Source organism: Novacetimonas pomaceti, assembly GCF_003207955.1.
Classification (GTDB): domain Bacteria; phylum Pseudomonadota; class Alphaproteobacteria; order Acetobacterales; family Acetobacteraceae; genus Novacetimonas; species Novacetimonas pomaceti.
The window spans coordinates 87,350-99,958 of sequence record NZ_NOXG01000002.1; the positions used below are offsets into that span (position 1 = coordinate 87,350).

The 12,609-nt window shown below is 63.4% G+C and carries 5 protein-coding genes; all 5 read left to right on the forward strand.

Annotated elements, in window-relative coordinates; translation table 11 throughout:
* Positions 1 to 170 precede the first annotated feature (170 nt).
* Entirely contained in the window at positions 171 to 4,835 is a 4,665-nt protein-coding gene (gene bcsA, locus CFR71_RS16805; protein ID WP_408891584.1) for a UDP-forming cellulose synthase catalytic subunit, read from the forward strand.
* The gene (locus tag CFR71_RS02805) at positions 4,832 to 8,725 is read left to right on the forward strand and encodes a cellulose synthase subunit BcsC-related outer membrane protein (RefSeq protein WP_110526787.1); all 3,894 of its coding nucleotides are present in this window, start codon (positions 4,832 to 4,834) and stop codon (positions 8,723 to 8,725) included. Before bcsA ends, CFR71_RS02805 begins: the two co-directional genes overlap by 4 nt.
* A complete protein-coding gene (gene bcsD, locus CFR71_RS02810) occupies positions 8,725 to 9,195 on the forward strand; it encodes a cellulose biosynthesis protein BcsD (RefSeq protein ID WP_110526789.1) in 471 nt (156 codons plus the stop codon). The genes CFR71_RS02805 and bcsD overlap by 1 nt, the downstream gene beginning before the upstream one ends.
* A gap of 410 nt (positions 9,196 to 9,605) precedes the next feature.
* Positions 9,606 to 11,822, forward strand: a complete 2,217-nt coding sequence (locus CFR71_RS02815; protein WP_110527482.1) for a beta-glucosidase family protein — start codon at positions 9,606 to 9,608, stop codon at positions 11,820 to 11,822.
* Positions 11,800 to 12,558, forward strand: a complete 759-nt coding sequence (locus CFR71_RS02820) for a hypothetical protein (RefSeq protein WP_239020243.1) — start codon at positions 11,800 to 11,802, stop codon at positions 12,556 to 12,558. Before CFR71_RS02815 ends, CFR71_RS02820 begins: the two co-directional genes overlap by 23 nt.
* Positions 12,559 to 12,609 lie beyond the last annotated feature (51 nt).

Consider the following 12,609-nt stretch of genomic DNA (forward strand, 5'->3'; position numbering starts at 1 on the left):
TGGGGGGATCCGGAGGCTTCCGGCACGGCTCGACGATCCGTTCTGTCTTTGGCTCTGGCAACATCCGTATTGTTCAGGGCGGGCCTGCTTTCCCCCGGTCAGACTAACCCGATCGGGAAGAAGTTTTTGACGTATCTTTCTGTTTTTACAGCATTTCGGACGAGTTGTTTATGCCAGAGGTTCGGTCGTCAACGCAGTCAGAGTCAGGCTTGTCCCGGTGGATGACAAAAATCCTTTCCATCCGGGGCATAGGGCTGATTGTTGGTGTTTTTGGCCTGTGTGCGCTGATTGCGGCCACGTCCGTAACCCTGCCGCCAGAACAGCAGCTGATTGTGGCATTTGTATGTGTCGTGATCTTCTTCATCGTCGGTCATAAACCCAGCCGTCGGTCGCAGATCTTCCTCGAAGTGCTGTCAGGACTGGTGTCGCTGCGTTACCTGACATGGCGTCTGACGGAAACGCTTTCATTCGATACTTGGTTGCAGGGATTTTTGGGAACGGCGCTGCTCCTGGCGGAGCTGTATGCCCTGATGATGCTGTTCCTCAGTTATTTCCAGACGATTTCCCCACTTCATCGCGCGCCGCTGCCGATGCCGGCGAATATCGATGAATGGCCCACCGTCGATATCTTCGTGCCGACCTATAATGAAGAGCTGAGCATCGTCCGCCTGACCGTTCTGGCTTCGCTTGGCATTGACTGGCCGCCCGAAAAGGTGCGGGTCCATATCCTTGACGATGGCGAACGGCCCGAATTCGAGGCGTTTGCCGAAGCCTGTGGCGCGAATTACATCGCGCGTCCGACGCACGAGCACGCCAAGGCCGGGAACCTGAATTACGCGATTGAACATACCGATGGCGATTTCATCCTGATTTTCGACTGCGATCACGTTCCGACCCGCGCCTTCCTTCAGCTTACGATGGGCTGGATGGTCGAGGATCCCAAGATCGCGCTGATGCAGACGCCGCATCACTTCTATTCTCCCGATCCGTTCCAGCGGAACCTTTCCGCTGGTTATCGCACCCCGCCCGAAGGCAACCTGTTCTATGGCGTGGTGCAGGACGGCAATGATTTCTGGGACGCGACCTTTTTCTGCGGTTCGTGCGCGGTTCTGCGCCGGACCGCGATTGAACAGATTGGCGGCTTTGCCACCCAGACCGTGACGGAAGACGCGCATACCGCGCTCAAGCTGCAGCGTCATGGCTGGTCCACCGCCTATCTGCGCATACCGCTTGCCGGTGGCCTGGCGACGGAACGCCTGATCCTGCATATCGGCCAGCGTGTCCGGTGGGCGCGCGGCATGCTGCAGATTTTCCGTATCGACAATCCGCTGTTCGGGCGGGGGCTCTCATGGGGACAGCGGCTCTGTTACCTGTCCGCCATGACGTCGTTCCTGTTCGTGTTGCCGCGCGTCATCTTCCTCAGCTCCCCGCTGGCGTTCCTGTTCCTTGGGCAGAACATCATCGCGGCCTCGCCGCTCGCGCTGCTTGCCTATGCCATCCCGCACATGTTCCATGCGGTCGGCACGGCATCGAAAATCAACAAGGGCTGGCGTTATTCGTTCTGGAGCGAGGTTTACGAAACCACGATGGCGCTGTTCCTGGTGCGCGTGACGATCGTGACCCTGCTCAGCCCCAAGCGCGGCACGTTCAACGTGACGGAAAAGGGCGGGTTGCTGGCCAAAAGCTATTTCGACCTTGGGGCGGTCTATCCGAACATCATCCTTGGCATCATCATGTTCGCCGGTCTGGTGCGCGGTATTTATGAACTGTCCTTCGGCCATCTGGACCAGATCGCGGAGCACGCGTACCTGCTCAACTCCGCATGGGCGACCCTCAGTCTCGTCATCATCCTGGCCGCCATCGCGGTTGGCCGCGAAACCCAGCAGACGCGTAACAGCCACCGCATCCCCGCCACCATTCCCGTCGAGGTCGCGACCGCCGACGGTTCGATCCTTGCCAGTGGCGTGACCGAAGATCTGTCGATGGGTGGTGTCGCGGTAAAGATGTCGTGGCCCGCGAAGGTCACGCAGCCGACCCCTGTCTATATCCGCACGGTGCTGGATGGGGAGGAACTGATCCTGCCGGCCAGGATCATCCGCGCAACCCGTGACCGTGGCATCTTTATCTGGAGCATCGACAACCTTCCGCAGGAATTCGCCGTCATCCGTCTGGTGTTCGGCCGTGCCGATGCCTGGGTGGATTGGGGCAATTACAAGGCTGACCGTCCGCTGCTCAGCCTGCTGGACATGGTTCTCAGCATCAGGGGGCTGTTCCGCTCCAGAGGGGGAGAATCCCGTTCCGGTTCGTCGGGCAGGTCGTCGGGAGAGAATTCCTCCGCTGCCCTGACGAACGATGCAAAGAACGCGGGCGACGATCGCAGGGAACGCGTTCTCAAGGGCGCGGTGAAGATGGTTTCCCTGGTGACGGTGCTGGCGTTCGCTTCCTCGGCGCAGGCCGCTCCGGTCGCGCAGAAGGCCGTCGCGGCAAAGGCGCCCGCGCACCAGCCCGAGGCATCCGACCTGCCACCGCTGCCCGCCATTGTCCCGACCGCCCCGGCCACTCCGGGTGCGTCGGGCCAGCCGGTGCCCGCCGGTCAGCCCACCGGCCAGCCCCTGAGCCCCGACAGTGCCGACGCGCTGCTGGATAATGCGGAAAGCGCGACGGCCGATGCGGCAACCGTACATACCTTTACGCTCAAGGAACTTGGGGCGGCAGGGCCGGTCACGATGCGCGGCCTTGCGCCGCTGCAGGGGATCGAGTTCGGCATTCCGGCCCATCAGCTTGTGACGTCGGCCCGTCTGGTCCTGTCGGGTGCGATGTCGCCAAGCCTGCGGCCGGAAACCAGTTCCGTCACGATGACCCTCAACGAACAGTATCTGGGCACCCTGCGTCCCGATCCGGCGCATCCGACGTTCGGTCCGGTTTCATTCGATATCAACCCGATATTCTTCGTGAGCGGGAATCGCCTGAACTTTAATTTCGCATCGGGGGCCAAGGGGTGTTCCGACGCAACGAACAACCTGCTGTGGGCGACGATTTCCGAAAATTCCCAGCTGCAGATCACGACGATCGCCCTTCCGCCACGGCGGCAGCTGTCGCGCCTGCCGCAGCCGTTCTATGACAAGAACGTGCGCCAGCGCGTGACGATCCCGATGATTCTGGCGCAGACGTACGATCCGCAGATCCTCAAGGCGGCGGGCATCATCGCCTCCTGGTTCGGCAAGCAGACCGACTTTCTCGGGGTGACATTCCCTGTTGCATCCACCATTCCGCAAACCGGCAATGCCATTCTGATTGGCGTGGCGGACGAACTGCCCACCAGTCTGGGCCATCCGCAGGTCAACGGTCCATCGTTGCTGGAACTGCCCAATCCATCGGATGCCAACGCCACCATTCTGGTTGTGACGGGCCGTGACCGGGACGAGGTCATCACGGCGAGCAAGGGGCTCAGCTTCAGCACCGGCAACCTGCCGACCGACAGCCACATGGATGTGGCGCCCGTCGATATCGCCACCAGCAAGCCCAACGATGCGCCATCGTTCCTTGCGATGAACCATCCGGTCCGTTTTGGCGATCTGGTGCAGGCCAGCAAGCTGCAGGGCACGGGCTATACGCCGGGCGTGCTGTCGGTTCCGTTCCGCCTTCCGCCGGATCTCTATACGTGGCGCAACCGTCCGTACAAGATGAAGGTGCAGTTCCATTCCCCCGCAGGTCCGATCGCCGAGGTGGAGCGTTCGCACCTCGATGTGGGTATCAACGGCACCTACCTGCGTTCCTTCAGCCTGTATGAACCGCAGGGGCTGATCAACACCGTGCTGGAACGTGTTGGCCTGAACAAGCCGGTCGCCGGCGGCCTGCAGACACATGAGGTGGATGTGCAGCCATGGACCGTGTTCGGTCAGGATCAGCTGCAGTTCTATTTCGATGCGCTGCCGATGACGCGCGGTGCGTGTCAGGCGGGTGGGGCGAATACGATCCATCTGGGGATCGACCCGGATTCCACGATCGATTTCTCCAACGCCCATCACATCGCCCAGATGCCCAATCTGGCGTATATGGCCAGTGTCGGCTTCCCCTTCACCACCTATGCGGATCTGTCCCAGACGGCGATCGTGCTGCCGGAACATCCCAATGCGTCGGTCGTAGGGTCATATCTTGACCTGATGGGTTTCATGGGGGCGGCGACATGGTATCCCGTGTCCGGGGTGGACATCGTATCGGCCGATCACGTCAGCGACGTTGCCGACCGCAACCTGATTGTCATTTCGACCCTGGCCTCCAGTGGGGAGATTTCGCCCCTGCTGGCCCGCTCCGCCTATGATGTGTCGGATGGCAGGCTGCATACGGCGCAGCATGCCTCGTCGCTGGACAAGATGCTGAATGCGATTGACGATCCGCTGACCGCGTTCCGCAACCGCGACAGCAAGCCCACGGAAGTCGAAAGCCCGCTGACCGCTGGCGTCGGCGCGATGATCGAGGCGGAAAGCCCGCTGACGGCCGGTCGCACCGTCGTGGCGCTGCTGTCGGCGGATGGGGCCGGGCTGAACAACCTGATCCAGATGATGGGACAGCGCAAGAACGAGGCAAAGATCCAGGGTGACCTGGTCCTGGCCCACGGCGATGACCTGTCATTCTATCGTAACTCGCCGGTCTATACGATCGGCACCCTGCCGCTCTGGCTATGGCCGGACTGGTATATGCACAACAGGCCGGTTCGCGTGCTGATTGTCGGCCTGTTGGGATGTATTCTGATTGTCAGTGTCCTGGCACGGGCCCTGGCGCGGCATGCTGCGCGGCGTTTCAAGCAGCTTGAGGATGAGAGGCGCAAGTCGTGACCCATAAACGATATGCTTCATCCCTGTCCGCCGGTCTGCTTGCAACAACCTGTGCCACAGGCCTGTTGCTGCAGACGCATGGCGCACGGGCCCAGAATGCGGCGGCGCAGACCGCGGCCGGCAGCACGACAATGACGCAGGCCGCCACTGTCGGCGCCGCCGGTCAGGGCAGTCAGGCCGCCGTGGTCGAACGCCTGATCCAGCAGGCCCGGTTCTGGATGCAGCAGCAGCAGTACGACAATGCGCGCCAGTCCCTGCAGAGCGCTGCGCGGCTGGCCCCTGATTCCATCGAACTGCTGGAGGCGCAGGGCGAATATCAGTCACGTATCGGCAATCGTGACGCGGCCCTTGATACGCAGCGGCGCCTGCATGAGGTCGCGCCGGGCAGCACGTATGAAGGCCAGCTGAATGACCTGCTGCATGAGCAGTCGATCTCCCAGCCGGATCTGGCGCATGCCCGTTCGCTGGCGGCCTCGGGTCATAGCGAACAGGCGGTGGAAGCGTACCAGCACCTGTTCAACGGCCCGACGCCCACGCCTTCGCTGGCGGTTGAATATTACCAGACCCTGGCCGGCGTGCAGGGGCAGGCGGACGCGGCCCGCGATGGCCTTGTCAGGCTGGTCAAGACCAACCCATCCGATTTCCGTGCGCAGCTTGCCCTTGCGCAGGTGCTGACCTATCAGCCCGCGACCCGGATGGAGGGCCTGCAGCGCCTTCAGGCCCTGGAGAAATACAAGAGCACGGCCCCGGTCGAGGCGGCGACGGCGGAAAAATCCTATCGCCAGACGCTGTCATGGCTGCCGGTCACGCCTGAAACCCTGCCGCTGATGCAGCAGTGGCTGGACGCGCATCCGTCCGATACGGCGCTGCGGACCCACATGACGGAACCGGCCGGTGGGCCGCCCGACAAGGGCGCGCTGTCGCGGCAGGATGGATTCAAGGCCCTGAATGCCGGTCGCCTTTCGGCGGCGCGGGCTTCCTTTGAAAGCGCGCTGAAGATTAACCCCAAGGATGCCGACGCGCTGGGCGGCATGGGGCTGGTCGCGATGCGGGCGGGCCAGAACGAGGAAGCGCATCGCTATCTTGAAGAGGCTGTGGCCGCCGATCCAAAAAGCGCGGCGCACTGGCGTCCCGCGCTGGCCGGTCTGGCGGTGGGCGAGCAGTATGAGGTTGTCCGTCGCCTGATCGCCAATGGACAGAACCAGGAAGCGGAACAGCGGCTGATGTCGCTGGCCCGCCAGCCCGGACAGGCCGAGGGCGCGACCCTCATGCTGGCTGACCTGCAGCGTAACATGGGCCAGACCAGCGAGGCCGAGCGCAACTACCGCGCCGTCCTTGCGCGCAACGGCGACAATCCCATCGCGCTGATGGGGCTTGCCCGTGTGCTTATGGGCGAAGGCCAGGAGAACGAGGCCAATGCCCTGCTGTCGCGTGTCGGCAACCGCTATAGCGAACAGGTCGGGCAGATCGAGGTTTCGGGCATCATGGCCGAAGCCGCGCGGACATCCGATTCCGCGCAGAAGGTAAGCCTGCTGCGGCAGGCCATGACGCGTGCGCCCAATGATCCGTGGCTGCGCATCAATCTGGCGAATGCGCTGCAACAGCAGGGCGACAGCGCCGAGGCCGCCAGCGTGATGCAGCCGCTGCTGACAAATCCCCGCACGCCAGAGGATTATCAGGCGGCGATCCTGTATGCGTCGGGCAATGGCAACGATGTCATGACGCGGCGCCTGCTGGCAGGGCTGTCGCCGGAGGAATATTCCCCCGCCATCCGCACGATCGCCGATGAAATGGCGATCAAGTCGGATCTGGCAAGCCGCCTTTCGATGGTATCCAACCCCACCCCCCTGATCCGCGAGGCGCTGGCCGTGCCGGATCCTTCGGGCGCGCGGGGCGTGGCCGTGGCCGACCTGTTCCGTCAGCGTGGCGACATGCTGCACGCGCATATGGCGCTTCGGATCGCTTCGACGCGTAGCATCGATCTCACGACCGAGCAGCGTCTGGCCTATGCCACCGAATACATGAAGATCAGCAATCCGGTCGCCGCCGCGCGCCTGCTTGCCCCGCTGGGTGATGGCAGCGGCACGGCGACGGGGGTCGCGATGGCCCCGGAACAGCGCCAGACGCTGATGCAGCTCCGGATGGGGATTTCCGTGGCGCAGTCCGACCTGCTGAACCAGCGTGGCGACCAGGCGTCGGCGTATGACCATCTGGCCCCGGCGCTTCAGGCCGATCCGCAGGCGACGTCCCCCCGTCTTGCCCTTGCGCGTCTGTATAATGGACGTGGCAAGTACGGGCATGCGCTGGAAATCGACCTGGCCGTCCTGCGTCATAACCCGCAGGATCTGGACGCGCGGCAGGCCGCGGTGCAGGCCGCGACGAACGATGGCAAGAACGAACTGGCGATGCAGCTGGCGCAGGATGGCGTGCAGCAGTCACCGATGGACGCGCGCAGCTGGCTTGGCATGGCGGTGGCCGATCGGGCCGTGGGACATGGCGACCGGACCCTGGCGGACCTGCGTCGCGCCTATGAATTGCGCCTGCAGCAGTTGCAGATCAGCCGCGGCGAAGCCTTGCCGAGCGAGGAAACGCAGGCGACCGCGCCCCCGTCATCCAATCCGTTCCGTCACGATGCGTATGGCCATGCGCTCTCGCTCGGGGCGCCTCCGGGTGAAAATGGCTACAGCTCGGCCGGCAGCGTGCCAGAGGTTTCGGACCAGATGCTGTCTTCCATCAACGGGCAGATCCGTACCCTGTCGGAAGACATGGCGCCATCTGTCGATGCGGGGCTGGGCTTCCGCGTGCGTTCGGGAACGCGTGGCATGGGCGCGCTGACCGAGGCTTCCGTTCCGATCGTGGGACGCGTGCCGCTGCAGGCGGGCACTTCGGCGCTGACCTTTACCGCCACGCCGACCTTCCTGACCTCGGGTCATCTGCCGCAGACGGGGTATGACATCCCGCGCTTTGGCACGAACCTGTTCGCCATGGCCGAGAACAACAATTCGCATCACCGGATCAATACGGACACCATCGGGCGCGAGGCGGGCGTGGCCCCTGATGTCCGCTTTGCCAACAACTGGGTCAGCGCCGACGTGGGCGCGTCGCCCCTGGGCTTTACGCTGCCCAATGTGATCGGCGGTGTGGAGTTCGCCCCGCGTGTCGGGCCGGTGACGTTCCGTGTCAGCGGCGAGCGCCGTTCCATCACCAACAGCGTCCTGTCCTATGGCGGGATGACGGATGCGCTGACGGGCAAGAAATGGGGTGGCGTGGTCACCAATCATTTCCATGGCCAGGTCGAGGCCACGCTGGGCAATACGATCCTGTATGGTGGTGGCGGCTATGCCATCCAGACGGGCCATCATGTCCAGAGCAATACCGAGGTCGAGGGCGGTCTGGGCGCGAATACCCTGGCGTTCCGCAACCGCAAGCACGAAGTACGCGTCGGCGTGAACCTGACCTATTTCGGGTACAAGAACAATCAGGATTTCTATACCTATGGACAGGGCGGCTACTTCTCGCCGCAGTCCTATTTCGCCGCGACGGTGCCCGTACGTTATTCGGGACACAGTGGGCTGTTTGACTGGGATGTGACGGGATCGATCGGCTATCAGCTGTTCCATGAGCACAGCTCGGCCTTCTTCCCCACCAATCCGCTGTATCAGGCCCTTGCCAATGCAATGGCAGGCGTATCTACTGCTACCCTTTCTCTGGAATCGGCTCGCTATCCCGGCGATGACGTCGGCAGTCTTGTTGGTGGTTTTGATGGCCGGGTGGGTTATCGCGTCAGCCGTTCGCTGCGTCTTGATCTTTCCGGTCGTTTCCAGAAAGCTGGCAACTGGGATGAAGGCGGCGCCATGATCTCGGCTCACTATCTTATTATGGACCAGTAATGACAATCTTTGAGAAAAAACCGGATTTCACCCTGTTTCTTCAGGCCCTGTCATGGGAAATTGACGATCAGGTCGGGATCGAAGTCAGAAACGAACTCCTGCGTGAGGTTGGTCGGGGCATGGGCACCCGCATCATGCCGCCGCCATGCCAGACAGTGGACAAGCTGCAGATTGAACTGAACAGTCTGCTTGCCATGATCGGCTGGGGCACGGTGACGCTTGAACTCCTTACCGAGGATCAGTCCCTACGCATCGTGCACGAAAACCTGCCGCAGGTCGGCAGCGCCGGCGAACCGTCGGGCACGTGGCTGGCCCCCGTGCTTGAAGGGCTGTATGGCCGCTGGATCACGTCGCAGGCCGGCGCGTTCGGTGATTATGTCGTGACGCGTGACGTTGATGCGGAAGATATCAACGCCGTGGCGCGCCAGACCATCATCCTGTACATGCGCGTCCGCAGCTCCGCGACCTGAGGCATGACAACGGCGGTCTGGTCCGCCGCTGTTTCATGACGCCTGACAGGCCTCTTCCGGTTGCGCCGGGGGCTGGATGGGTTTCCCGCGCGCGGGAAGGCATCCGGCCACGGTGGCCCGGCCATCCATTCAGGGCGGCCGGGTTTTTTGCGTGCATGGCCATGTTTCAGGGCGATATTCGCAGCCGGGGCCCTTGCTCTTCCCGTGCCATTGTCGATGTCATCGTCGGCCGATATTTGACTGTGTCGGGATATTACGCGCCAAATCCTTAATTTTCTTTGCTGGCATTGCGATATGTCATGCCTTTTTTCCACGGTGGCGTTCATCCTTGGGGTTGGCTGGGGGTGGCATGCCATATGTGGCGTCAGCTTCGTCTGGGTCTGGAACAGGCATGGGAGGATGATCGACGCATGATGATGGCTCGTAAACTGGTTCTGCTGTCCGCCGTGGCGCTTGGCGGCCTGATGGGGATGTCGCCCATGGCGCAGGCCCGGCATCGTGATGGCGCGGCAGGCCCCGCCGATACGCGCGCGCAGGATCTCCTGTCGCGCATGACCCTGCAGGACAAGCTGTCGATGGTCTTTACCATTGATGGTGGGGGAACGATGGGTAACGCCCCCGTGCCGCCCGGTGGACTGGGGTCGGCCGCGTATCTGCGGACGCCGGCGGGACTTCCGCCGCTGCAGATCAGCGATGCGGGGCTGGGGCTGCGCAATCCGTCGCATGTCCGTCCGCACGGGCAGGCGGTCGGCCTGCCGTCCGGCCTTGCAACAGCCAGCACATGGGATCCGGACATGGCCCGCCAGGGGGGCGCCATGATCGGGAGCGAGGCCTGGCGGCAGGGGTTCAACGTCCTGCTGGCTGGTGGCGCCGACCTGACGCGTGACCCGCGCGGCGGGCGTAATTTCGAATATGCGGGCGAGGATCCGTTGCTGACGGGACGCATGGTCGGCGCGACGATCGCGGGCATCCAGTCCCAGCATGTGATTTCCACGCTGAAGCATTTCGCGATGAATGACCTCGAGACGTCGCGCATGACCATGAGCGCGGATATCGACAATGCGGCGATGCGTGAGAGCGACCTCCTCGGGTTTGAGATCGCGATGGAAACGGGACATCCCGGCTCGGTGATGTGTTCGTACAACCGCGTCAACGACATCTATGCCTGCGAAAATCCGTACCTGCTGACCAAAGTGCTGAAGCAGGACTGGAAATATCCGGGTTTCGTCATGTCCGACTGGGGGGCGACCCATTCCTCGGCCCGTTCGGCGCTGGCGGGGCTGGATCAGGAATCTTCGGGTGACGATGCCGATGCCCGTCCGTATTTCCGCGAAATCCTGGCGCGTGACGTCAAGGAAGGCCGCGTTCCCGCCAGCCGCGTGGATGACATGGCGCGGCGTATCATCCGTTCCATGTATGACGTGGGGCTGGTTGATCATCCGCCGGTCATGCAGCCACTGGATGTGGTGACGGACACGCTTGCCTCCCAGCATGACGAGGAGGAGGGGGCGGTCCTGCTGAAGAACCGCGCGAACCTTCTGCCGCTTGACCCGAATGCCCGGATTGCGGTGATTGGCGGGCATGCCGATGTCGGGGTGATATCCGGCGGCGGGTCCAGCCAGGTCGATCCGATCGGCGCGCCGCCGATCGGCGTGGTCAAGGGGCCGGGCAAGAAGGACTGGCCGGGGGATCCGGTCTATTTCCCGTCCTCGCCGTTCAGGATGATGCAGGCGGAGGCGCCTTCCGCGCATCTGACCTATGACCCCGGAACGAACATTACCCGCGCGGTCGAAGCGGCGCGCAAGGCGGATGTCGCGGTCGTGTTCGCGACCCAGTTCACCTATGAAGGGATGGATGCCGCCAACGCGATGACGCTGGATGACAATCAGGATGCGCTGATCGCAGCCGTGGCGCGGGCCAATCCGCGTACGGTCGTGGTCATGGAAACCGGCGATCCGGTCCTGATGCCGTGGCTGGACAATGTCGGCGCGGTGATGGAGGCATGGTTCCCCGGTTCGGGCGGCGGCACGGCGATTGCCCGCCTCCTGTTCGGCAGGGTCGCGCCTTCGGGACATCTGCCCATGACCTTTCCCGCCTCCACCGCGCAGCTGGCCCATCCGGACATTGCCGGCGTCACGGCAACCAACGTGTTCGAGATGCAGTTCCATACCGATCAGGAACTGGTTTATGACGAGGGTAGCGAGGTCGGGTACCGCTGGTTCGACCGGACGCATGCCAAGCCGCTGTTTCCGTTCGGTTATGGCCTGACCTATACCACGTTCAGCAATGACGGGCTGCGTGTCCGCCATCACGGTCACGATGTCACCGCCACGTTCACGGTGCGCAATACCGGAACGCGCGCGGGCGTGGATGTGCCGCAGATCTATGTCGGCCTGCCGGATGGCGGGGGGCGTCGCCTGGCCGGATGGCAGCGCGTGACGCTGGCGCCGGGTGAAAGCCGCGAGGTTTCGGTCCGGCTGGAGCCGCGCATGCTGGCGCATTTCGATGTGAAGCATAACCGCTGGGACGTGCCGTCCGGTCATTACCGTGTCTGGCTTGGATCCTCGGCCACCGATGATTCGGATCAGGTGACGGTCCATCTGGGTGGCTGGACCATGGCGCCCTGACCAGATGGTGCGCGGCGTGGGCGGAAGGGCGGAACGGGGCAGGCGGTTCCTGCTGCCACTGTTCCTGCTGCTTGGTGTCGCGATGCTGACCGCGACGGGGGGGAAGGCAATGGCGGCGTCATGGCCGGACACCCCCCTGTTGCGGATGTGGATGATGGCGGAAATCGAGGCCCTGCAGGTCGCGTTGCTGACCCAGCCCAGCGCGACCGTCACGCTGGAAAAATGGTGCGCCACGCATGCCATGGCCTCCCCCGCGCATGTTCTGGCCCGTCAGTCGCCCGGTGCCGATACGCAGGTGCCGCGACAGGTGCGCGCCGACCTTGGCGTCGGGCCGTCCGTTGCCATCCGCCACCGTCGGGTGGCGCTGACGTGCGGGACGCATGTGCTGTCGCTGGCCGATAACTGGTACGTGCCCTCGCGCCTGACGGACGCGATGAATGACCGGCTGGACCATACGGATGTTCCCTTCGGGCATGTTGTCGCCAGCCTGCGCTTTACGCGGCGCACCCTGGACTCCACCCTGTTATGGTCGCCGCTTCCTGCCGGGTGGGAACATCAGCCGGTGGATGCCCCCTCCGTGGATGCCGTGTCACCGGGCGGCATCCAGGTGCCGGACGAAATCCTGCGCAATCGCGCGGTCCTGTCGCGACAGGACGGGCAGCCATTCAGCGAAGTGGTCGAAACCTATACCGGCGCGGTGCTGGACTTCGTGCCTCCCGACGACGGTCATCGCTGAGGAGCCCGTTTCCCCGGCCACGGGGGGACATGCTAGGGTCGGGCATGATCC